17 protein-coding genes and 1 rRNA gene are annotated in these 22,292 nt (G+C 60.2%); 6 read left to right on the top strand and 12 right to left on the bottom strand.

What is annotated here, in order from left to right; all coding sequences use genetic code 11:
* Window positions 1-458: ribosomal RNA gene (locus AB5Y64_RS09870) — 16S ribosomal RNA — on the bottom strand; the annotation flags it as partial.
* A gap of 596 nt (window positions 459-1,054) precedes the next feature.
* Here AB5Y64_RS09870 and rapA point away from each other — a divergent pair.
* On the top strand, window positions 1,055-3,922 hold the full coding sequence (gene rapA, locus AB5Y64_RS09865; RefSeq protein ID WP_043153129.1) for an RNA polymerase-associated protein RapA: 2,868 nt from the start codon (window positions 1,055-1,057) through the stop codon (window positions 3,920-3,922).
* A gap of 113 nt (window positions 3,923-4,035) precedes the next feature.
* Complete coding sequence (gene rluA, locus AB5Y64_RS09860) at window positions 4,036-4,692, top strand: bifunctional tRNA pseudouridine(32) synthase/23S rRNA pseudouridine(746) synthase RluA (protein WP_043852217.1); 657 nt, start codon at window positions 4,036-4,038, stop codon at window positions 4,690-4,692.
* A gap of 64 nt (window positions 4,693-4,756) precedes the next feature.
* On the opposite strand, the gene AB5Y64_RS09855 is transcribed toward rluA, so the two are convergent.
* From AB5Y64_RS09855 to AB5Y64_RS09835, 5 genes are all read right to left on the bottom strand, one after another.
* The gene (locus AB5Y64_RS09855; protein WP_043153121.1) at window positions 4,757-4,945 is read right to left on the bottom strand and encodes a hypothetical protein; all 189 of its coding nucleotides are present in this window, start codon (window positions 4,943-4,945) and stop codon (window positions 4,757-4,759) included.
* Window positions 4,946-5,003: 58 nt separating this feature from the next.
* Window positions 5,004-6,935: a bifunctional diguanylate cyclase/phosphodiesterase gene (locus tag AB5Y64_RS09850; protein ID WP_029313817.1), complete on the bottom strand. Its 1,932-nt coding sequence runs from the start codon at window positions 6,933-6,935 to the stop codon at window positions 5,004-5,006.
* 25 nt (window positions 6,936-6,960) lie between these two features.
* On the bottom strand, window positions 6,961-7,458 hold the full coding sequence (locus AB5Y64_RS09845) for a molybdopterin-binding oxidoreductase (protein WP_029313815.1): 498 nt from the start codon (window positions 7,456-7,458) through the stop codon (window positions 6,961-6,963).
* A gap of 94 nt (window positions 7,459-7,552) precedes the next feature.
* Window positions 7,553-9,187, bottom strand: coding sequence for a chaperonin GroEL (gene groL, locus AB5Y64_RS09840; protein ID WP_042864436.1), 1,635 nt, complete (start codon window positions 9,185-9,187; stop codon window positions 7,553-7,555).
* Window positions 9,188-9,230: 43 nt separating this feature from the next.
* A complete protein-coding gene (locus tag AB5Y64_RS09835) occupies window positions 9,231-9,524 on the bottom strand; it encodes a co-chaperone GroES (protein ID WP_005309514.1) in 294 nt (97 codons plus the stop codon).
* A gap of 242 nt (window positions 9,525-9,766) precedes the next feature.
* On the opposite strand from AB5Y64_RS09835, the gene AB5Y64_RS09830 reads away from it, so the two are divergent.
* Entirely contained in the window at window positions 9,767-11,101 is a 1,335-nt protein-coding gene (locus AB5Y64_RS09830) for an MATE family efflux transporter (protein ID WP_223933513.1), read from the top strand.
* Between the two features lie 22 nt (window positions 11,102-11,123).
* Here the strand turns inward: AB5Y64_RS09830 and AB5Y64_RS09825 are convergent, their stop codons facing one another.
* Entirely contained in the window at window positions 11,124-11,603 is a 480-nt protein-coding gene (locus AB5Y64_RS09825; protein WP_368176085.1) for an FxsA family protein, read from the bottom strand.
* A gap of 461 nt (window positions 11,604-12,064) precedes the next feature.
* Here AB5Y64_RS09825 and aspA point away from each other — a divergent pair, with 461 nt between their 5' ends.
* Entirely contained in the window at window positions 12,065-13,507 is a 1,443-nt protein-coding gene (gene aspA, locus AB5Y64_RS09820; protein ID WP_010673133.1) for an aspartate ammonia-lyase, read from the top strand.
* A 131-nt stretch (window positions 13,508-13,638) separates the two neighbouring features.
* Complete coding sequence (locus AB5Y64_RS09815) at window positions 13,639-14,958, top strand: anaerobic C4-dicarboxylate transporter (RefSeq protein ID WP_010673132.1); 1,320 nt, start codon at window positions 13,639-13,641, stop codon at window positions 14,956-14,958.
* Window positions 14,959-15,076: 118 nt separating this feature from the next.
* Here AB5Y64_RS09815 and gshA read toward each other — a convergent pair whose 3' ends face one another.
* Genes gshA through AB5Y64_RS09795 form a run of 4 tightly spaced genes read right to left on the bottom strand, consistent with a single transcriptional unit; the run spans window position 15,077 to window position 20,981 of the window.
* Window positions 15,077-16,675: a glutamate--cysteine ligase gene (gene gshA, locus AB5Y64_RS09810; protein ID WP_113978522.1), complete on the bottom strand. Its 1,599-nt coding sequence runs from the start codon at window positions 16,673-16,675 to the stop codon at window positions 15,077-15,079.
* A 58-nt stretch (window positions 16,676-16,733) separates the two neighbouring features.
* Window positions 16,734-19,547, bottom strand: a complete 2,814-nt coding sequence (locus AB5Y64_RS09805; RefSeq protein ID WP_124243885.1) for a pitrilysin family protein — start codon at window positions 19,545-19,547, stop codon at window positions 16,734-16,736.
* 25 nt (window positions 19,548-19,572) lie between these two features.
* Entirely contained in the window at window positions 19,573-20,010 is a 438-nt protein-coding gene (locus AB5Y64_RS09800) for a YqaA family protein (RefSeq protein WP_029313803.1), read from the bottom strand.
* A complete protein-coding gene (locus tag AB5Y64_RS09795; protein ID WP_323937335.1) occupies window positions 20,007-20,981 on the bottom strand; it encodes an NADP-dependent oxidoreductase in 975 nt (324 codons plus the stop codon). Before AB5Y64_RS09795 ends, AB5Y64_RS09800 begins: the two co-directional genes overlap by 4 nt.
* 56 nt (window positions 20,982-21,037) lie before the next feature.
* Here AB5Y64_RS09795 and AB5Y64_RS09790 point away from each other — a divergent pair, with 56 nt between their 5' ends.
* The gene (locus AB5Y64_RS09790; protein WP_162513465.1) at window positions 21,038-21,205 is read left to right on the top strand and encodes a hypothetical protein; all 168 of its coding nucleotides are present in this window, start codon (window positions 21,038-21,040) and stop codon (window positions 21,203-21,205) included.
* A 19-nt stretch (window positions 21,206-21,224) separates the two neighbouring features.
* Here AB5Y64_RS09790 and AB5Y64_RS09785 read toward each other — a convergent pair whose 3' ends face one another.
* Complete coding sequence (locus AB5Y64_RS09785; protein ID WP_001809438.1) at window positions 21,225-22,256, bottom strand: IS630-like element ISAhy2 family transposase; 1,032 nt, start codon at window positions 22,254-22,256, stop codon at window positions 21,225-21,227.
* Window positions 22,257-22,292: the final 36 nt, after the last annotated feature.

Raw genomic sequence — 22,292 nt, 5'->3', positions numbered from 1 at the left:
ACCTTTCCTCCTCGCTGAAAGTGCTTTACAACCCGAAGGCCTTCTTCACACACGCGGCATGGCTGCATCAGGGTTTCCCCCATTGTGCAATATTCCCCACTGCTGCCTCCCGTAGGAGTCTGGACCGTGTCTCAGTTCCAGTGTGGCTGATCATCCTCTCAGACCAGCTAGGGATCGTCGCCTTGGTGAGCCATTACCTCACCAACTAGCTAATCCCACCTGGGCATATCCAATCGCGCAAGGCCCGAAGGTCCCCTGCTTTCCCCCGTAGGGCGTATGCGGTATTAGCAGTCGTTTCCAACTGTTATCCCCCTCGACTGGGCAATTTCCCAGGCATTACTCACCCGTCCGCCGCTCGCCGGCAAAAGTAGCAAGCTACTTTCCCGCTGCCGCTCGACTTGCATGTGTTAGGCCTGCCGCCAGCGTTCAATCTGAGCCATGATCAAACTCTTCAATTTAAGTTTGGTTTGCGTCGCGCCATTACCGAAGTAACGACATTCAGCGGCTCAATGAATTGCTGAAATAAACTGTGACAACCGAAGTTGTCTTGGTCACTTCACCAGACATTGAAAATCAAAAATTGTTTTTGACGTTCGATGCTGTGAGTGCCCACACAGATTGCTTGATTCAAATTGTTAAAGAGCGACGCAACAGTGTGTTGCTGCGGGAGTGGGATTCTACTCAGCCGCCTTCTCGAGTCAAGCCTTATTTTCAAAGGCTTTTCGAGGTTATCGACGAGGTTGTTTGCGTTGCCGCTTGCCCTGTCGATGGAGGCGCATTATAGGGAGCTGAAACTTTCTGGCAAGGGCAATTTCGCATAAAATTCGCATTTTCAGCTCAACCGCTCACCAATCAACCAACACGGTGATTTAATGCTCTGACAGGGTTCCGTATGCAGGCACCCTCTACGCCTTGCAGGCTCAAGGAGGTCAGCAGATCAAGGTTGTATCGAATTGCCTTTCCCGAACACCATAACCATGGTGATCGGGATCCGGCCTTCGGGTAACATAGCGCCCCTTTGCGATTCTCACACTCTTGGGCTTTGGAGAGTTTAATGCCTTTTGCACTTGGCCAGCGTTGGATTAGTGATACAGAGACGGATCTGGGGTTGGGGACTGTCGTTGCTGTTGAAGGACGCATGGTTACCCTGTTGTTTCCGGCTACCGGTGAAAACCGTATGTATGCCAAAGAAGAGGCGCCGGTGACCCGGGTCAGCTTCAATGTGGGCGATCAGATTGCCAGTCACGAAGACTGGACCATGACGGTCGACGAAGTGCAGGAGAAAGACGGCCTGCTTATATATGTAGGTGTGCGCACCGACAACGATGAGCCCGTAGCCCTCAAGGAAGTGTTCCTCAACAACTTCATCAAGTTCAACAAGCCGCAGGATCGCCTGTTCGCCGGCCAGATCGACCGGATGTCCCGCTTTACCCTGCGCTACGAGGCGTTGATCAACCAGCACCAGCGCCGTCGCAACCCGACTCGCGGCCTGGCCGGTGGCCGGGTCAGCCTGATCCCGCACCAGCTCTATATCGCCCATGAAGTGGGTCATCGCTACGCCCCGCGCGTGCTGCTGGCCGATGAGGTAGGTCTGGGCAAGACCATCGAAGCGGGCATGATCATCCATCAGCAACTGCTCTCCGGCCGCGCCCATCGGGTGCTGATCCTGCTGCCCGAAACCCTGCAGCACCAGTGGCTGGTCGAGATGCTGCGTCGCTTCAACCTGCACTTCTCCCTGTTTGACGAGGAGCGCTGCATCGAGGCGTTCGCCGATGCGGAGAACCCCTTCGAGACCGAACAGCTGGTGATCTGCAGCCTCGACTTCCTGCGCAAGAAGCGTCGTCGCTTCGAGCAGGTGCTGGAAGCAGAGTGGGATCTGCTGGTTGTCGACGAGGCGCACCATCTGGAGTGGAGCGAGGAGGCGCCGAGCCGCGCCTACGAGATGGTGGAAGCGCTGGCCGAACAGGTCCCAGGCGTGCTGCTGCTGACCGCCACCCCGGATCAGCTGGGCCACCAGAGCCACTTCGCCCGTCTGCGCCTGCTCGATCCCGAGCGTTTCTACGACTACGAGGCCTTCCTCGCCGAGGAGCAGGCCTATGGTCAGGTCGCCAGCGCAGCGCAAGAGCTGCTGGATGGCGAGACCCTGAGCGAAAACGCCAAAGCCATCCTGGCTGATCAACTGACCGGTCTGGATCTCGGCGATGCCGCCGCCCGTCAACAGGCGGTCGCCAAGCTGCTGGATCAGCACGGCACCGGTCGCGTCCTGTTCCGCAACAGCCGCGCCAACATTCAGGGCTTCCCCGAGCGTCATCTCAACGTCTACCCCATGCCGCTGCCGGAGCAGTACAAGACCGCCATCAAGGTGATGGGCATGATGGGTGGCAATGGCGGCGATCTGCAGACCCGCGCCCTGCGCTACCTCTATCCCGAGAAGATCTTCCAGCAGTTCGAAGGCGACAACGCCACCTGGACCCAGTTCGACCCGCGCGTCGAGTGGTTGCTGGAACTCTTGCTCGGTGCCCGCCAACAGAAGGTGCTGGTGATCTGCTCCGAAGCGGCCACCGCCATCGCACTGGAAGAGGCGCTGCGCACCCGTGAAGGGATCCGCGGTACCGTATTCCACGAAGGGATGTCGATCCTCGAGCGGGACAAGGCCTCTGCCTATTTCGCGCAAGAGGATGGTGGCGCCCAGGTGCTGCTCTGCTCCGAGATCGGCTCAGAGGGCCGCAACTTCCAGTTTGCCAGCCACCTGGTGCTGTTCGATCTGCCCCTCAACCCGGATCTGCTGGAACAGCGTATCGGTCGACTGGATCGCATCGGTCAGCAGAATACCGTCGAGATCCACGTCCCCTATCTGGAGGGTACCTCCCAGCGCGCCCTGCAGCTCTGGTATCACGATGGTCTGGACGCGTTCGAGCAGACCTGCCCGACCGCCCGCCCGGTATTCGAAGCGGTGCGTGACGAGCTGTTCGAGCTGCTGGCCGCCAACACCGGCGAGCAAGGCCCGCTCGACGCCCTGCTGGTCAAGACCCGCGAACTGCACGAGCCGCTCAAGGCCCGGCTGGAACAGGGTCGCGATCGCCTGCTGGAGATCCACTCCAGCGGTGGTGCTGCCGCCCAGCAGCTGGTCGACAAGCTGGCCGCCGAAGATGACGACACCGGCATGATCTCCTTCGCACTCAAGATGTTCGACGAGATCGGCGTCAATCAGGATGACAGAGGCGAGAACGCGCTGGTGCTGACCCCGGGGGATCACATGCTGGTCTCCAGCTTCCCGGGCCTGCCGCAAGATGGCATGACCATTACCTTCGATCGCAACACGGCCCTGTCGCGGGATGACATGGCGCTGCTCTCCTGGGATCACCCCATGATGCGCGGCGGTATCGACCTGATCCTGGGCTCCGAGATAGGTGCAACCTCGGTCGCGCTGCTCAAGAACAAGGCGCTGCCCATCGGCTCCATCCTGCTTGAGCTGATCTTCGTCGCCGAGTCTGCGGCCCATCCCCAGCTCTACCGCTTCATGCCGCCGACGCCTATCCGTCTGCTGATGGACAAGAACGGCCAGAATCTGGGCGAGAAGGTAGCGTTCGATGCCTTCAACCGCCAGCTGACCCCGGTCAACCGCCACCTCGGCAGCAAGCTGGTCACCGCGTCCCAGCCGGTGATCCACGGCCTGATTGGCAAGGGCCAGGTCATTGCCGACGAGCTGAAAGCCGGGATTGTCGACAAGGCCCGCGCCCAGATGGCGCAGACCCTGCAGCAGGATCTCGATCGTCTGGAGGCGCTCAAGGCGGTCAACCCGAACGTGCGCGACAGCGAGCTGGAATATCTGCGCAATCTGCAGGCAGAATTGCACCACCTGATCGACCAGACCCAGCTCAAGCTGGATGCCATCCGCTTTATTGTGGTGACCCATAACTGATAAAACGGTGAAATGGCCAAACCCAACGCGAGTTGGCTGCCATGCACTTTTTATCGTGGTAACCCATAACTGATGGGGGCTTGCCCCCGCTTTGACCAAAGATGCGAGACGCTATGTTTGTATACTCACCGCCCCTGGAACCCTGGCTCGATATCCTGTTCAAGGACAAGGACATCATGGTGGTCAACAAGCCCACTGGCCTGCTGAGCGTCCCCGGGCGCGGCCCCGAGAACGAAGACAGCGTGCTCCATCGGGTCAAGCAGCAGCACCCCAAGGCGGCAGCAGCCCATCGCCTCGACATGGCGACCACCGGTGTGCTGGTAATCCCGCTCAACCCCAACTCCCACCGGGAGCTGAGCCGGCAATTCCGCGAGCGGGAGACCGAGAAGCACTACCTCGCCTGGGTGTGGGGTGAACCGGAACAGGATGCGGGTGAAGTGGACCTGCCGCTCTGCGTCGACTGGCCCAACCGGCCGAAACAAAAAGTTGACCATGAGGAGGGGCGTCATGCCCTGACCCTGTGGCAGAAGCTGAAGGTGGAGAACGGCAACAGCCTGATCAAGCTGACCCCGATTACCGGTCGCTCCCATCAGCTGCGGGTCCATATGCTGGAGCTGGGTCACCCCATCCTCGGCGATAACCTCTACGCCAACCCGGATGCGCTGGCGGCTGCACCGCACCTTTATCTGCATGCGGCCAGCCTGACCATCAGCCACCCCCGCAGCGGCGAGCGGATGACCTTCGAGGCGCCAGCCCCTTTCCCGGTCTGAGCCTGACAGGTAACTGCCAAATAAAAAGAAAGCCCCCATCGAGAGATGGGGGCTTTTTTATCGCTCAGACGCGGATATCGATATTGCTTCCGAGGGAAGCGCTGGCCGATGTCGGCGCAGCCGGAGCGGATTGCGCTGCGGTTTGCAGCAATTTCAGTGCGGATTCGCCTTCCTGGGTCTGCTGCTTTTTGGCCAGGCTGGCCACCATCAGTGCAGAACCGAACGACGCATTTGCAGAACTAGAAATATCCATTGTGTACCTCCTGCCAAGAGACTATCGGCCGGGACCGGTGAGACATGAGCCATATCGTTCAACGCAGATATGCCTTGTCCGGCGAGCGCCGGGCCAACCAGCGCTCTTCCATCTCCAGCAATGTCTGATAGGCCTTTTCAGCATGCTCCGGGCGACTGAACAGATATCCCTGCCCATACAGATGTATGTCGGTCAATGAGCGCAGCACATCGAGCTGCCCCTGGGTCTCGATCCCTTCACATACCAGTTTCTTGCCAAGCATGGAGCCCATACGGCAGATGTTGGCGACCAGTTCGGCCGCCTCAATGGAGGTGTCGATACCCTGGATGAAGGACCTGTCTATCTTCACCTTGCTCACCGGCAGCTTCTGCAGATAGCTGAGGGAGGAGTAGCCGGTGCCGAAGTCGTCAAGGGCCAGATGTACCCCCTGCTGGCTGAGATCCTGCATCAACTGCAGCGAGTTCTTGACCTCGCGCATGGTGGTGTCTTCCGTCACCTCCAGCACCAGGCTGGACGCAGGGATATGGTGCTCCATCAGCGCTCTGGCCACCAGCTTCAAGAGGTTGCGCTGGTACATGCCCGGGGAGATGTTCACGCACATCTGCAAGTCCACCAAACCCAGGTGCTGCCACTGATGCAGTTGTTCACATGCGGTATTCAATACCCAGCCACCCAGTTTCTCGGCCAGCTGGAACTCTTCCGCCACCTGGATCACCTCGTTGGGGGGAATAAAGCCAAGCTCGGGATGGCGCCAGCGCAGCAGCGCCTCCACGGCTTCACAGCGGCCACTTTCCAGATTGACGATGGGCTGGTAATAGAGCTCGAGCGCATTGTGCTCCAGCGCCATCACCATGTCAGACGCAAGATGCTTGCGCCTGGCCGTCTCGTTGAGCAGGGAACTGTCATAGATGACATAGGGAACATGGGTCTTGCGGCTGTGAGAGAGGGCCTGCTCCGCCCGGCTGAGCAACTCCTGGGTCTGGTTGCTGTCGGTCGGGAAGAAGGCGATACCAATACCGACCTCAAGCCGGAAAGGGTAGTTGTCGATGATGATGTCTTGCTTGATGGAGTGGAGCACTCTGGCCACGAGCTCCCTGACCTGACGAAGATCGCTCCCCTCCCGTTGCAGCATGGCAAGCTGATCTCCCCCCAAACGCGCCACCCACTCCCCGTTTTCGCACAGGGCGCGCAGCCGCTTTGCCACCTCCTGCAGCAGGAGGTCCCCTGTGTTGTAGCCAAACTTGCTGTTGATATCACGAAAGTCGTTGATGTCGACCAGCACCAGTCCGAAGGAGGTGTCACGGGTGACATAGGCATCCATCTTTTCCAGCAGCGCCAGCCGGTTGGCGAGCCCGGTGAGGGGATCGATCCTAGCGGTCCTGAAATGGCGCCTGGCTTCTCGCACCAGCAGGCCGCTGAGCAGAATGACGGACACCACCAGCCCCGACACCATGAACAACAGGGCATTGCGCAACTGGCCAAAACGCGCGTCGTTGCCCGTATAGACGTTGATGTTGTTCTGCATGACGGAAGCAAGAGAGTAAGAGAGGGGTTCCTGCAAGGGCGCCAGTGTCATCATGACTTGCTGGTAATCCGGCGTCCCCGGTTTGAGCCTGACCAAATCAGGCTCCAGCTTGCGGATGCTGCTTTCGGTCAGTTTCACCAGCCGCAGCGTCTTCGGATTGTCCGCGAGGCTTTTTCTCAATTGGCCGCTCAGGAGAATGGGGGTACGACTCCAGAGAATGTCATAGCGGAGCAGCAGGGCTTCCTGGTCTATGCCGCCATAGTGGTAAATCTCGACGGCATTGAGAAAGCGGCCCAGCTCGAGCTGCAACTGCATCAATGCCCAGGAGACGTCATAGGTGTACTTCTCCATCACCCGGGTCGCATTTTGTATCTGCACCAGGCAATAGAGGGTGCTACCCGTGAACAACAGAATGGATAGATAAAGAACGCCGAGTAAGGGCCAGGCCCTGGTCTTCGCTTTCACCCAGTACTCCCGTAAACCACCGTTTTTACTGCTGAATGTCGATCGCACTCAGTTGCCAGATCATCATGTCGGTGAACTCGGAACGCCTGAGTTCGGGATGCTGATCCAGTGGCAGGATAAACCAGAGCGGCCCCTTGTCACGTACCCGCATGGTCATCCCGTCATCCTGCCAGGCCAGGATAGGATCGTATTGCTTGACCTTATCCCAGTTGATCCGGATCTGGAAACTGTTCAGGGCGGTGAGCGTGATGCTCTTGCCGTTGGCCTTCACCTCAGTCAGCACGTCCGCCAGTTTCGGCCCCACGTATTTGTGCGGTTTGTCCACCCAGGGATTGCTCGTCACCACCTCATGCTGCGGCAGCGCCTGGATCATGGCCATATCGAACAGCACCTCTCCATCTGCCGGATCGGCAGGATCCAGATTCCCCGTCACCTTGAGAATGACCGGCCCCTGTGGTGTCGCCTGCGCCATGCCCGGCAAGGCCAGGGAAAGGAGTAACGGGAGAAGCCCTAAGTATCGCATGTTCACCTCAGATCATTTCACTATCAACAACTTCAGCTTAGTAGCACTAAAAAAAACGGCCCGCAAAAGCGAGCCGTTTGATGACTTGACGGGATTACATCATACCCATACCGCCCATGCCACCCATATCAGGCATGGCAGGTGCATCTTTCTTCGGCAGCTCGGAGATCATGCACTCTGTGGTGATCATCAGGCCAGCGACGGACGAGGCGAACTGCAGGGCAGAACGGGTTACCTTGGTGGGATCCAGGATACCCATGGCCAGCATGTCGCCGTATTGTTCGGTGTAGGCGTTGTAACCGTAGTTGCCTTCACCGTTCTTCACGGCATTGGCGATGACGGAGGCTTCTTCGCCGGCGTTGATGACGATTTGACGCAGCGGGGCTTCCATGGCGCGCAGGGCAACCTTGATGCCGACGTTCTGGTCTTCGTTGTCACCACGCAGCGAGGCCAGCTTGGCAGCAACGCGCACCAGCGCTACACCACCACCGGCAACCACGCCTTCTTCCACGGCTGCGCGAGTGGCGTGCAGGGCATCGTCAACACGGGCTTTCTTCTCTTTCATTTCAACTTCAGTGGCAGCACCCACCTTGATCACGGCAACACCGCCGGCCAGCTTGGCCACGCGCTCTTGCAGCTTCTCACGGTCGTAATCGGAAGAGGTCTCTTCGATCTGCTGACGGATCTGGGCCACGCGGCTTTCGATCAGGGCAGCATCACCCACGCCATCGATGATGGTGGTGTTCTCTTTGGTGATGACGATGCGCTTGGCACGGCCCAGATCTTCCAGGGTCGCTTTTTCCAGCTCCATGCCCACTTCTTCGGAGATCACGGTACCACCGGTCAGGATGGCGATATCCTGCAGCATGGCCTTGCGGCGATCACCGAAGCCCGGCGCCTTGACGGCGGCCACTTTCACGATGCCACGCATGGTGTTGACCACCAGGGTCGCCAGTGCTTCGCCTTCCACGTCTTCGGCCACGATGATCAGCGGTTTGCCCGCCTTGGCCACACCTTCCAGCACCGGCAGCATTTCGCGGATGTTGGAGACTTTCTTGTCCACCAGCAGGATGAAGGGGTCATCCAGTTCGACGGAGCCGGTTTCCGGCTTGTTCACGAAGTAAGGGGAGAGGTAGCCGCGGTCGAACTGCATGCCTTCTACCACCGCCAGCTCGTCTTCCAAGCCCTGACCATCTTCCACGGTGATGACGCCGTCACGACCGACCTTGTCCATGGCTTCGGCAATCAGCTTGCCGACCTTCTCGTCGGAGTTGGCGGAGATGGTGCCTACCTGGGCGATGGCATTGTTGTCGGCACAAGGGGTGGACAGAGCTTGCAGCTCGGCAACGGCAGCCACAACGGCCTTGTCGATACCACGCTTCAGATCCATGGGATTCATGCCGGCGGCAACGGCCTTCAGGCCTTCGTTGACGATGGCTTGAGCCAGTACGGTGGCAGTGGTGGTACCGTCACCGGCGGCATCATTGGCCTTGGAAGCGACTTCCTTGACCATCTGGGCACCCATGTTCTGGAACTTGTCTTCCAGTTCGATTTCACGGGCAACGGAGACGCCATCCTTGGTGATGGTCGGGGCGCCGAAGGACTTGTCCAGCACCACGTTGCGGCCTTTCGGGCCCAGGGTCACCTTGACGGCATCGGCCAGGATGTTGACGCCTTCCAGCATTTTGATGCGAGCTTCGTTGCCAAACTTAACTTCTTTAGCTGCCATGTTCTTCAATCCTTAAATCAATTCGGGAAAAGAGGGAGGGTGATTACTCTTCGACAATCGCCAGGATGTCGGTCTCGGACAGGATCAGTACGTCCTGGCCATCCAGCTTTTCGGTCTTCACGCCGTAGCCTTCGTTGAAGATCACCTTGTCACCCACCTTGACGGCCAGTGCTTTGACATCCCCATTGTCCAGAATTCGACCAGTCCCCACGGCAAGAACTTCACCACGGGTGGACTTCTGGGCCGCAGTGCCAGTCAAGACGATGCCGCCAGCGGATTTGGCTTCAGCTTCGATGCGCTTGATGATGACGCGGTCGTGCAGTGGACGAATTTTCATCGATAACTCTCCCAAAATGAGTCTCTGTGTTGCTTGAGGAATGGCCGCAATCGGCCAAATTTGTCATGCCCCTGATCTGGGGCAACAGGGCTAGCCCTTCAAGGGCAAATACAAAAAAAATATTTTCACGTACTATGAACACCTTCGATGGATCACCCATCCCCAATCAGGAAGGCGGATGGAGACGGCCAGCATTCAGGCCCAAAGCACCTAGAGACTCTGCCTTGAGCCGACCCAACCCCATGCTGACCGCCCCCATGACGCCCATGCTGCTGCGCATGACGGGCCCCATGATCCTGGGCATCATCGCCATCCTGGCCTTCAACCTGGTCGATACCTTCTTCATCGGCATGCTGGGTACCCAGGCGCTGGCCGCCATCAGCTTCACCTTCCCGGTCACCTTTGTCGTCACCTCCCTGACCATGGGGCTGGGAGCGGGCCTGTGCGCCCTGCTCGGTCATGCCCTGGGGCAGGGTCGCCATGACGAGGCTGCCCGCATCACCACAGACTGCCTGTTCCTCGCCGTCATCCTGGTGAGTCTGCTTGCCGGACTGGGGGCAATGACCATTACCCCTCTGTTCACCCTGCTGGGGGCCAGCCCCGAGCTCATCTCCCTCATCCACGATTACATGCTCATCTGGTATCTGACCGTCCCTATGCTGGTCGTGCCCATGGTCGGCAATGCGGCCATCCGGACCACGGGGGATACCAAGACCCCCAGTCTGGTGATGGGGGTCGCCGGTCTGGTCAACGGCGTGCTGGATCCTCTGCTCATCTTCGGGCCGGGCCCCTTCCCTGAGTGGGGCATTCGGGGCGCCGCCATCGCCACTTCCCTCTCCTGGCTGATGGCCATGCTGGTCAGCCTCTATATATTGCGCCACCGCGAGGGCCTGCTGCGCTGGCGCCTCTCCCCGCGCCCGCAGTTGCTGGCCCACTGGCGCGCCCTGCTCCATGTGGCGGTGCCCGCATCGTTTACCAACATGCTCAACCCACTGGCCAACGCCGTGTTGATGATCATTTTCGCCGGGCTCGGAACCGAGGTGGTCGCCGCCTACGGCGCGGCATCCCGGGTCGAGGCCTTGCTGCTCATCGTGATGATGGCGCTCTCTTCCGTGCTGGCCCCCTTCATCTCGCAGAACTGCGGCGCCGGGAATCCGGCCCGAGCCAAGGCCGCCCTGCTGCTCTGCATGCGCTTTGCCCTGATATTTCAGCTTGGGGTCTACGTGCTGACCTGGCTTCTCGCCCCCTTCATCGCCGATCTGTTCAGCGATCATCCGCAAGTGGTGCGCCTCATCGTGCTCTATCTGCATCTGGTCCCCATCGGCTACGGCTTTCAGGGCATGGTGATGCTGCTGGCCTCGGCCCTCAACGGCGTCAGGGCATCGGCGGTGTCACTGCTGATAAACGGCATCAGACTGTTTGTCTTCTTGCTGCCAGGGGCCTGGCTGGGGGCAAAACTGGGGGGAGAACAGGGGATCTATCTGGGGATGCTGCTGGCGAACCTGGCCGCCGGATTGCTGGCATGGGGGTATGCCCGCCACAGATTCGAGCGGCTGTGCCATCAGGGGAGATCCTGACGGCACAGCCCGAGGCTCGCGATTACTCTTTGCGTTCGAACTCCCCTTCGATGGTGTTGCCACCCGCTCGCGGGGATTGTCCGGGCCTGTCATCGCCGGGACCCGGCTCGAACGGATGCTGGCGAGCCTGGAAGCCCCCCATCTGCATCCTGAACTGATTGCTGCCAATCAGCTTGTCGGCCAGCATGTTGCGCAGCCAGGGCTGCAGCAGCAGGATGCCGACAATATCGCTCACAAACCCCGGGATAATCAGCAGCAAGCCCGCCAACGCCAGCATCATGCCACCCATCACCTCGCGGCCGGGCATCTCCCCCATCTGCATCTTCTGCTGGGCAGTGAGCAGGGTCTTGATCCCCTCGCTGCGCACCAGCGACGATCCCAGCACGGCCGTCAGCACCAGCAAGCCAACGGTCGGCAAGGCCCCGATCACGGAGCCCACCTTGATCATGACGGTGAGCTCCAGCAATACCAGCCCGACCAACAACAGTAACAACTTGCCCATAGCAACCTCGGAGCGATGAATGAATGGACCCGGGGTGTCCGGTCGGCAGCCGCACAACGCTGATGCTGATGCTGATGCTGACGCGCCGGGTTCAGGTCTTCTGACATTAACATGGGGCTGGTTGATCATTTTTCAAGCCTCTCCTGCCGCAGGCCCCGGAATACGGATAAATATTTGTCCGCCCAACTGGGATTGAGGTGGTTGTTCTGTCAAAGTTAATCGCCCGATTGCAATATCTGTTTAATGACCACAAGAAATTTGAGGTTGCCTCAAATTTAGTGATCCAGGTCTAATACCGGATACCTCAATTGGGGTAACATCAACACCAGTCATTGCACAGGGAGCAACTGGCTCCCAACTGCCCCACCCGATGTGTGGTGCTTCAGGATGAAATGTGCGTAGGGAAATCGCGACCACTCGGTGAGGATCGTTTCCATTTATTTGATTTCTGAGGCATAACAATGAGCGACATCAAGAACGTCCGCATTGAAGAAGACCTGCTGGGCACCAAAGAAGTTTCCAACGACCTCTACTACGGCGTGCACACCCTGCGCGCTGTTGAAAACTTCAAGATCAGCACTCAGAAGATTTCTGACGTTCCCGAGTTTGTTCGTGGCATGGTCCTGACCAAGAAGGCGGCTGCACTGGCCAACGGTGAGCTGGGCACCATCCGTCCCGAGATCGCAGACAAGATTGTCGAAGCCTGCGACCTGATGCTGAACACCGGCAAGTGCTTCGATCAGTTCCCGGTCGATGTCTATCAGGGCGGCGCCGGTACCTCCGTCAACATGAACACCAACGAAGTGCTGGCCAACATCGCCCTCGAGCTGATGGGACTTGAAAAGGGTCGCTACGACGTCATCAACCCCAACGATCACGTCAACAAGTGCCAGTCCACCAACGATGCCTACCCCACCGGTTTCCGCGTGGCCGTGGTCAACAGCACCGACACCACCCTGCACGCTCTGGAAGCCCTCATCGCCGCCTTCGATGTCAAAGCCAAGGAATTCAAACATATCCTGAAAATGGGCCGTACCCAGTTGCAGGACGCCGTGCCCATGACCCTGGGTCAGGAGTTCCACGCCTTCGCCGTCACCCTGCGTGAAGAGATCAAATCCATCAAGCGTTGCCAGGAGCTGCTGCTGGAAGTGAACCTGGGCGCCACCGCCATCGGTACCGGTCTGAACACTCCGCCCGAGTACTCCGGTCTTGCCATCAAGCGTCTGGCCGAGATCACCGGTCGTGCCTACGTGCCGGCAGAGGACCTCATCGAAGCGACCTCCGACTGTGGCGCCTATGTGATGCTGCACGGTGCGGTCAAGCGCCTGGCCATGAAGCTCTCCAAGATCTGTAATGACCTGCGTCTGCTCTCCTCCGGCCCGCGCACCGCGCTCAAAGAGATCAACCTGCCCGAAATGCAGGCTGGCTCCTCCATCATGCCGGCCAAGGTCAACCCGGTCATTCCGGAAGTGGTCAACCAGTCCTGCTTCAAGGTATTCGGCAACGACGTCACCATCACCTTCGCCGCCGAGGCCGGTCAGCTGCAGCTGAACGTCATGGAGCCGGTGATTGGTCAGGCCATGTTCGAATCCCTGAGTTTGATGGAAAAAGCCTGCATCTCCCTGCGCGAGAAGTGCGTGGAAGGCATCACCGCCAACCCGGACATCTGCATGAACCACGTGCTGAACTCCATCGGCATCGTGACCTACCTGAACCCCTTCATCGGTCACCATGAAGGCGACATCGTCGGCAAGATCTGTGCCCAGACCGGCAAGAACGTCCGCGAAGTCGTGCTGGAACGCGGCCTGCTGACCGCCGAACAGCTGGACGAGATCCTCTCCATCGAGAACCTGATGAACCCGCAATACAAAGCCAAGCGTTACACCCGCGAAGCCACCGTATAAGCGAGCAGATGGGCCGGGGTTATCCCGGCCCATTTAAAGTCAATTCCCGAGCGGTCTCCCCACAGCCCCATCGGGAATTGGCTTTTCAGCCTAATAAAACCTAAAAAAAACTGGAAAATGGAGTGTTCGCTATGATTGGAATCGAGTTACTTGTGGTGCTCGCCGCTATCTATCTGGGGGCCCGGATAGGCAGCATAGGTATCGGCTTTGCCGGTGGTCTGGGGGTATTGGTGCTGACCTGGGGGCTGGGCATGCCCATCCCGAGCGATCAGCTGGTGACTTATCTCCCGTGGGACGTGATCATGATCATCGCGTCCGTCATCTGCGCCATCGCCTGTATGCAGCTGGCCGGCGGGATGGATTATCTGGTGCACCTGGCCGAAAAAGCCCTGCGCAAGAATCCCAAGCACATCACCTTCGCCGCGCCGGTCGTCACCTACCTGATGACCATGCTGGCCGGTACCGGTCACACCGCCTTCTCCACCCTGCCGGTGATCGCCGAAGTGGCCAAGGAGCAGGGCATTCGCCCCTCCCGTCCGCTCTCCATCGCGGTCGTTGCCTCCCAGATTGCCATCACCGCCTCCCCCATCTCGGCGGCCGTGGTCGCCTTCTCCGGCATGCTGGAGCCGCTTGGCGTCGACTACCTGACCCTGCTGGCCATCTGCATCCCGTCCAGCTTCATCGCCTGTCTGCTGGGGGCCTTCATCGCCAACCTGCTGGGCAAGCCGCTGGATCAGGACGAAGTCTATCTGGAGCGCAAAGCCAAGGGACTCATCAAGCTGCGCGGTACCAGCCAGGTTGAGATCAAGCCTTATGCCAAGCTCTCCGTCGGCATCTTCGTCGCCTCCATCGTGGCCGTGATGGCCTATGCCACCGCCATCTCCGGCAACGTCGGCCTCATCAGCAATCCGCCGATCCCCCGCGATGGCGCCATCATGGGCATCATGCTCTCCGCCGCTACCCTGATGGTCCTGTTCTGCAAACTGGACGCGGCCCAGATCACCAACATGCCGACCTTCAAGTCCGGTATGTCCGCCTGTATCTGCGTGCTGGGCGTGGCCTGGCTGGGCAACGTCTTCGTGAAGGGCAACATGGTCGAGATCCAGGCGTTCGCCGGCGATCTGCTGAGCCAATACAGCTGGCTGCTGGCCGTGGTGCTGTTCTTCTCCTCCATGCTGCTCTACTCGCAAGGTGCCACCACCAAGGCCCTGATGCCTGCCGCCCTGGCACTGGGTGTCAGCCCGCTGGCGGCCATCGCCTCCTTCGCCGCCGTGAGCGCCCTGTTCGTACTGCCGACCTACCCGACCCTGCTGGCCGCGGTCGAGATGGACGACACCGGCTCCACCCGCATCGGCAAGGCCGTGTTCAACCACCCCTTCTTCATCCCGGGTGTGGCCACCATCGCCATGGCAGTGGCGCTCGGCTTCTTCTTCGGTGGTCTCATCCTCTGACCGGTGAACCACCCCATGTAAAACGGCCCGAACGGGCCGTTTTTTTATGCCAGGCCACCGCCGGGCTCCCATGAAAAAGCCGCTCCCGGGAGCGGCTTTCGTCATCCTGGCGGCATCCTCAGGCCGTGGTCTGGCGGGTACCGAAATAGTCAGCCAGGAAGTCGTCGAACGACAGGCTGTCACTGCGTTCCCGCTCCCGCTGCTTGGCCAGGGAGTCCCGTGCCTCGCCGGCAAAATAGGCCTCGTCCCAGTACTGCAGCTCACCGGCCAGCATCTCTTCCCGGTAGCGGCTCGCCAGCGCATCGCCGAAGCAGCCGTTGTCCTGGCCGCTTGAAAGCAACTGCTTGAGCAGGCGGGCGGAGTAGGTCTGCTCGGGGTCGAGCAGCTTCTCACGGTGCATCGCCAGCGTCTCGCGATAGCGGTTGCGACCACAGCAGCGATCCAGCAGCGCTGCGACCTCGGCCAGCTCGTCGAACAGCTTGAGGCCGTACTCCTTGAGGCCGATGGCATTGCCCTGCTCATCTTCAAGCGTCAGGCCGGGGCGACGCCCCTCCAGCACCACCTTGTTCTGGTTACGGCGGTTGCGGGCAACCTCGTCATCCGAGAGCACGGGGGACGGGCGCAACAGGCACCAGACCAGGAAGAGATCGAAGAAGCGGATCTGATCCACCTCGATACCGAACGGGGTAAAGGGATTGACGTCCACCGTGCGCAGCTCGATGTATTCGATGCCGCGCTGCTCCAGCGCATCCGAGGGCTTCTCGCCGCTGCGGGGGGTGCGCTTGGGGCGGATCGGCGCGTAGAGCTCGTTCTCCAGCTGCAGCACGTTGTCGTTGAGCTGGCGGTACTCGCCGTTCACCTTGACCCCTATCCTGGCGAAGTCGGGGTCATGGGTATTGATGGCCCGGCGCAGACTGCTCACATAGGCCGGCAGGCTGTCATGACTGATCTTGAGCCCCGCCTGGGCGCTGTTGGTGTAACCGAGATCGGACAGGCGCAGAGCCGTGGCATAGGGCAGGTAAAGGGTGCCCTTGCCGGTTTTCTGGAACGGCAGGCTGCTCTTGCGCCCCTTGAGGAAGGAGTCGCAGATGGCAGGAGACGCGCCGAACAGATAGGGCACCAGCCAGCCGAAGCGGTAGACGTTGCGAATAAGCCCCATGTACTTGTCGGAGATGAAGCGCTGGCTGCAGCAGCCCTCTCCCACCAGATCCTGCCACTCGCACCAGAAGCTGTCCGGCATGGAGAAGTTGAAGTGCACCCCGGCGATCACCTGCATCAGGCTGCCGTAGCGGTTCTTCAGCCCCTGGCGATAGAGGGTCTTCATCCGTCCGATGTTGGAACTGCCGTACTGGGCCAGGCGGATGCTCTCCTCGTCACCGACGAAGCAGGGCATGGAGAGGGGCCAGATCCGCTCCTCTCCCAGATGATGAATGGTGTGGCGGTGAATGTCGCCGAGCTGCTCGATCAGGCTCTCGATGGAGTCGGTGGCCGGCGTGATGAACTCCAGCAGGCTCTCGGAGTAATCGGTGGTGATGTTGGCATGGGTCAGGGCCGACCCCAGGCTTCTGGGGTGATCGGTCTGGGCCAGGGTCCCTTCGGGGGTGATGCGCAGACATTCGCGCTCGATCCCGCGCCGGATCCCCTTGAGGGCGGTCACCCGTTCCGGGGTGCCCAGCGCAGCCAGCAACTCGGTGAGCGACAAGCTAGTAGTAGTCATATTCACGGCTCATGTGTGGCCGCCCCACCCGGGGCGGCACTTATTGTTGCGACGCCCCTCAGGGCAGTTGCAGTGGATAGATGGGAAGATGAAGCTCGCTCAGGGGTTTTTCAAGCTTTTGCTTGTCTCCCACCACCACAATCACCATCTCGGCCGGATCCAGCCAGCGGGCTGCACTGGCCTTCAGCGTCTCGGGTGACACCGTTTTGATCAGGTTGTTCTGGGCCTGCACATAGTCCGGCTTCAGGTCGTACATGATCATCTGCAGCAGGAAGCCAGCCTTCTGCCCCAGGGTCTCGTAGGAGAGCGCATCCTGCTGGGAGACGGCGCTGCGCATGTAGGCCAGCTCCACCGGGGTCGGCCCGCTCTTGCGGTAGCCGTCCATCTCCTTGAGGAACTGGCGGATGGCATCCACGGTCGCATCGGTGCGCACATTGGCGCCGGTCGCGAAGATACCCGCCTCGCGGTTGGCCTGGAAGCCCGAGCTGGCACCATAGGTGTAGCCCTTGTCTTCCCGCAGGTTGAGGTTGATGCGGCTGTTGAAGTTGCCACCCAGGTTGAAGTTCATCAGGTTGGCGATGAAATAGTCTCCCGTGGTGTCAAACGGCATGGCGCGGCGGCCGATGCGGATCACCGACTGGGGGGCTCCCGGCTTGTCCACCAGATAGATGCCTGGCTTGGCCTGCTCTCCCCCGGGCTTGAGATCCCCCAGGGTCGGGGCGGCCCCCTGCCACTGGGTCAGGAAGGCGAGACCGGATTCCACCTGCTGGGCAGTCACATCACCTGTCACCACCACCTTGGCATTGGTCGGATTGTAATAGGCCTCATAGAAGCGCTTCACATCCGCCAGGGTCAGCTTCTCCACGTCCGCCAGCACCCCGTCAGAGGGTTGGCCGAGGCGGTTCTGCTTGCCATAGACCAGTTCGCGGAACGCCTGACCCGCCAGCCACTCGGGTTGCTGCTCGCTCTGTTTCATGCCTTGCAGCATCTGGGTCTTGAGCCGCTCGAAGTCCGCTTCCCGCAGGCCGGGTTGCAGCAGCACTTCCCGCACCAGCGCCAGGGTTTCGGGCAGCTTGTCCGCCAGACTGCTGATGGTGATGAGGTTGTTGTACTGGGCGCTGGAGACGCTGATGCTGGCGCCGAGTTTTTGCAGCTCGTCGCTCAGCTCGGCCTCGGAGAGGCGCGTCGTCCCCTGCTCCAGCATGGCGGCGGTGAGGCTGGCCAGCCCCAGCTCTCCCTTGCCTTCGGCCCGGATGCCACCCGGAAGGGCGATCATGATGGAGACGGCCGGGATCTCGTCGCTGTGGGTGCCGATGATATCGATCCCCTTGTCGAGCTTGCCACGCCAGATGGCGGGCACCTTGACGCTCACCGCATCGGCCGCCTTGGGCTGCACGCTGCGATCGAAGTCATCTTTCACCGGCCGCTCGGCCAGCACCTTGTCATGCTTGCTGTAATCCGGCAGCTCCCGCTTGGCGGGAGTGAAGTTCGGGGTCGCGGCCTGCCAGTCGCTCTTGCCCTTGGGCACCACGCTCAGCACCACTGCAGGCTTGTTCTGGATGAACTTGTCGTAGGCAGCCTTGACGTCAGACCCCTTGACCCGGGCGATGGCATCCAGATTCTTGAACACGTAGTCGGGATCCCGGGCCAGCACCTGCCCCATGGCAAGCTGGCTGACCTTGCCCTCGATGCTGTCGAGTCCCCAGATGGCGGACGCGCGATAGCTGCTGATGGCCTTCTCCAGATCCGCGGGCTTGATGCCGCGCTGGGCGAACTCGCCGATCACCTTGTCCACCTCGCCCTTGAGGGTCTTGAGGCTGCCATCCGCCGCCGGATTGGGGTAGGCATAGACCGTCAGGGTACAGGCAAGCTCTTCGCAGGAGTGGGAGGCACCCGCCTCGATGGCCTTGCCGGTTTTCACCAGGGACTGGTAGAGCATGGAGCTGGCAGAGCCCCCCAGCACATCGGCAAAGATGTCCAGCGCCGGCTCCTGCGGGTCACCCAGGGAGACGGTCGGGTAGCTGATATACAGGAGCGGCAGATGCACCTTGTCTTCCAGCGTCACGTAGCGGGTTGCCGGCAGGGTGGCAGGCTGGGGCGTCGGTTCTGCCACATCCGGACCGCGCGGGATGGAACCGAAGTACTGCTCAATCCAGGCCAGCGCCTGCTTGGTATCAAAGTCGCCGCCCAGGGTCAGGGTCGCATTGTTGGGGCCGTACCAGCGCAGGAAGAACTGCTTGAGGTCGTTGACGTCGACCCGGTCGAGATCCTCCACATATCCGATGGGTTGCCAGGAGTAGGGGTGGGTGCGCGGATAGAGTGCCTCCCCCACCCGCTCGCCCACCAGGCCATAAGGCTGGTTGTCGATGCGCTGAGCCCGTTCGTTCTTGACGGTGGCGCGCTGGATCTCGAACTTCTTCTGGCTCACCGCATCGAGCAGGAAGCCCATGCGATCCGCCTCCAGCCAGAGCACCTTCTCCAGCTGGTTGGCCGGCACGGTTTCGTAGTAGTTGGTGCGGTCCTTGTTGGTGGTGCCGTTCATGTCACCGCCCGCCTCGTTGATGATCCGCATGTGTTCCTGATCACCAACGTGCTTGGAGCCCTGGAACATCATGTGCTCGAAGAAGTGGGCAAAGCCCGACTTGCCCACGGTTTCCCGGGAGGAGCCGACGTGATAGGTGACGTCCAGATGCACCAGGGGATCGGAGTGGTCGGGGGCCAGGATCACGGTCAAACCGTTGTCCAGCTTGTACATCTGATAGGGAATGCCGAGCTTGCCCTCCTGCTTGACCTGCTCGGACACCAGGGTCGGGGCCGCCAGCACGGGAAGGGAGAAGCCCAGCAGCATGCTTAATGGAATGAGTTTGTTCACGGGTACCTCGTGAGTGACAAAAGGGCTAGAAGATCTGACTGGCCAGCAGAAACACCAGGGCATAACGAAGCAATTTGCCGAGCCCGATCAAGATGAGGGAGCGCCAGAAGGAGAGGCGCAGCCAACCAGCCAGCAGACAGAGACCATCGCCGACCACAGGCGTCCAGGCAAGCAGCAGACACCAGTGGCCATGACGTTTGAGCCAACCAAGGGCTTTTTGTTCCCCACGGCCTTGAAAATCTTCCGGTTTTTTCTTGTGGGTGGCGAGCCAGCCGAGCCACCAGGTGGTCATGGAACCCAGGGTATTGCCCAGCGTCGCCCAGAAAAGCAGGCTGGTCATGCTCCACTCCCCCTTGACCGCCATGGCGCCCAGCAGCACTTCCGAGCTGCCGGGCAACAGGGTGGCGGAGGTGAAGGCGCTCAGAAACAACCCTCCCAGCCCCATCCCGGTGAAGTCTATCATCCGGGCTGGCCGTCTGCGGCGGACATGCGCAGCAACAGCTTGCCGCGCACATGGCCCTGCTCGATGGCCTGATGGGCCAGCGCCCCTTCTGCCAGCGTGTATTCACCGGAGACAGTGATCTTCACCTCCCCCTGGCGAAGCAGCGTCAGCATCTGGGTCAGCTGCGTTCGATCGGGATGGACCAGCATGCCGACAACCTCGACGCCGAGCTCGGCCCCCGCGTCCTTGATCTGCTGGGCCGTGATGGTGGGGACCGTCACCAGACGGCCGCCCGGCTTGACGCAGGCCAGCGCCGCCTTGCCGCTCTCGCCCCCCACCAGATCCAGCACCAGATCGAACGGACCATCGGTGATCGCCTCGGTGCACCACCCGGCCTGGTGGTAATCCACCATCCGGCTCGCCCCGAGACTATGAAGGAAGCTGTGATTGTCGCCGCTTGCCGTGGCAACCACATGGGCACCATAGGCGGCGGCAAACTGCACCGCCAGATGGCCGACGCCACCGGCACCGGCCAGGATCAGTACCCGTTGCCCCGACTGCAAGCCACCGTGCTCCAGCAGCCCCTGCCAGGCGGTGAGTCCCGCCAGCGGCAAGGCCGCGCCCTGCCTGAGGCTCACCCCATCGAGCTTGACCAGCTCCTCCTCGCGGGCCACCACGGATTCGGCATATGCACCGGCGGCGAGGGGGAAACCCACCATGCCGCACACCTGTTCCCCCTCGGCCAGGGAGGTCACGCCGGGCCCCACCTTTTCCACCACACCGGAGACGTCATAACCCGGCGTCCAGGGCAGCTTGTCCTTGTTCTGGGCGGCCGCCCAGCCGAGACCGGCACGGGTCTTGGCATCGATGGGGTTGACCCCCGCAAAGCAGATGCGCACCCGGACCTCGCCCTCCGCGGGCACCTTGTCCAGGGAAGGGTTGAGCCTGAGTACCGAGGGGTCACCGAATGCGGTAATCTGTAGCTGCGTCATTGCACAATCCATCCTGTTGATTGATCAAGGGTCAACAGAATAACAGCGAGGACACCATGGCTCGAATGTTTCTTATTCCTCTGTTGCTGGCCCTGGGGTGGTGGGCGTTTCTGCTCTACTTCCGCATTCCGCTCAAACAGGGGGCCAGGGGCTTTTACTGGATCATCGGCATCGGCGGCGGGCTTGCCGCCTTCCTCAGCCTGATGATGGTGCTCACTCACTAAATAACTGATCCCAATAGTGCTACACCTTCGCTGTGCCATAGCCATTCCCCGGGAAAGGAGACACGGTATCCATGAAGTGTTTCACTCGGGCCAGCAGGTTTGCCATCCCTCTGCATTGATGATTGCGCGTGATGGTTTCATGTAACTTGTGCCATAGCCGTTCTATGTGATTAACCCAAGGGCTGTAAACTGGCTGGAACACCAGGCAGAACTTGGGATTCTTCTTCAACCATCGCTCGGTCTGTTTGCTTTTGTGAATGATGTAGTTATCGAGGATCAACGTGATGGTTTTGGCTCGTCGGTAGTGGTGGCGCAGCTTTTCCAGCATGGCAATAAACAGCGATGAGTTTTTCTTGATCCCGCTGACGTAAAGTACCCTTCCGTTGCCTGCGTGGAGAACGCCTGCCAGATAATGCTTGGCATTCTGCCCCGGTGTGACAACCCGCTTTTGCTGCGCTCTGAACATCCAGTCGGCTCCTAATTTGGGATTGAGGTCTATATCGACTTCATCCTCATAAAACACCGGATTATCGGCATCACAGCGGGCCAGCGCGGCGTCGATATTCGCCATTTTTTCCTGATAGGCTGGGTCTTTTATCCGCAAGGTCGGCACGGGCCTGCGCCAGACAATGCCCATACGAGGTAACCATCGGCGGAGCGTGGAGGCTGCCACATTGAGCCCTGTTAACCGATTGATTTTTATAGCCAATAGTTCAGTACACCAACGGCTGCGCTGATAACCAAAATCTTGCGGAGAAAACTGCATGAGCAGCACCAGTAAGGTGACAATCTTGGCGATAGGTAAGACTGGGGCACGGCCAGCCGGTAAGGCTTCTAGCGCATCTATGCCTTCATCTCGATACCACCGAAGCCAACGACCGATGGTCGAGCGCGCAGCGCCGGTAAGGTGATGAACATCGGTGATCGTGCGTCCTTCATGTAACAGCAAGATGGCCATCAAGCGACGAGCATGTCCTTTATCACGGGTGGCATGGATGATTTTGTGAATGCGGCGCCGTTGTGGTCGTGGCAGAGGTGGTAGGATAGGCATCAACTCAGTCCTTTGGGTGTGGCTTGTTTTGTTTAG

This window comes from Aeromonas sp. R5-1 (assembly GCF_040908265.1).
GTDB classification, from domain to species: Bacteria; Pseudomonadota; Gammaproteobacteria; order Enterobacterales; family Aeromonadaceae; genus Aeromonas; species Aeromonas caviae.
This window is presented reverse-complemented; position numbering and strand designations above follow the sequence as displayed.

Bases quoted from the DNA above. Each gene is read 5' to 3' on its own strand.
- AB5Y64_RS09825 (WP_368176085.1), bottom strand. From the start codon at position 11,603: ATGGGCAAGTTGTTACTGTTGTTGGTCGGGCTGGTATTGCTGGAGCTC.
- AB5Y64_RS09845 (WP_029313815.1), bottom strand. From the start codon at position 7,458: ATGCGATACTTAGGGCTTCTCCCGTTACTCCTTTCCCTGGCCTTGCCG.
- AB5Y64_RS09855 (WP_043153121.1), bottom strand. From the start codon at position 4,945: ATGGATATTTCTAGTTCTGCAAATGCGTCGTTCGGTTCTGCACTGATG.
- AB5Y64_RS09785 (WP_001809438.1), bottom strand. From the start codon at position 22,256: ATGCCTATCCTACCACCTCTGCCACGACCACAACGGCGCCGCATTCAC.
- rluA (WP_043852217.1), top strand. From the start codon at position 4,036: ATGTTTGTATACTCACCGCCCCTGGAACCCTGGCTCGATATCCTGTTC.
- AB5Y64_RS09835 (WP_005309514.1), bottom strand. From the start codon at position 9,524: ATGAAAATTCGTCCACTGCACGACCGCGTCATCATCAAGCGCATCGAA.
- AB5Y64_RS09830 (WP_223933513.1), top strand. From the start codon at position 9,767: ATGCTGACCGCCCCCATGACGCCCATGCTGCTGCGCATGACGGGCCCC.
- AB5Y64_RS09790 (WP_162513465.1), top strand. From the start codon at position 21,038: ATGGCTCGAATGTTTCTTATTCCTCTGTTGCTGGCCCTGGGGTGGTGG.
- AB5Y64_RS09815 (WP_010673132.1), top strand. From the start codon at position 13,639: ATGATTGGAATCGAGTTACTTGTGGTGCTCGCCGCTATCTATCTGGGG.
- AB5Y64_RS09795 (WP_323937335.1), bottom strand. From the start codon at position 20,981: ATGACGCAGCTACAGATTACCGCATTCGGTGACCCCTCGGTACTCAGG.
- gshA (WP_113978522.1), bottom strand. From the start codon at position 16,675: ATGACTACTACTAGCTTGTCGCTCACCGAGTTGCTGGCTGCGCTGGGC.
- groL (WP_042864436.1), bottom strand. From the start codon at position 9,187: ATGGCAGCTAAAGAAGTTAAGTTTGGCAACGAAGCTCGCATCAAAATG.
- rapA (WP_043153129.1), top strand. From the start codon at position 1,055: ATGCCTTTTGCACTTGGCCAGCGTTGGATTAGTGATACAGAGACGGAT.
- aspA (WP_010673133.1), top strand. From the start codon at position 12,065: ATGAGCGACATCAAGAACGTCCGCATTGAAGAAGACCTGCTGGGCACC.
- AB5Y64_RS09800 (WP_029313803.1), bottom strand. From the start codon at position 20,010: ATGATAGACTTCACCGGGATGGGGCTGGGAGGGTTGTTTCTGAGCGCC.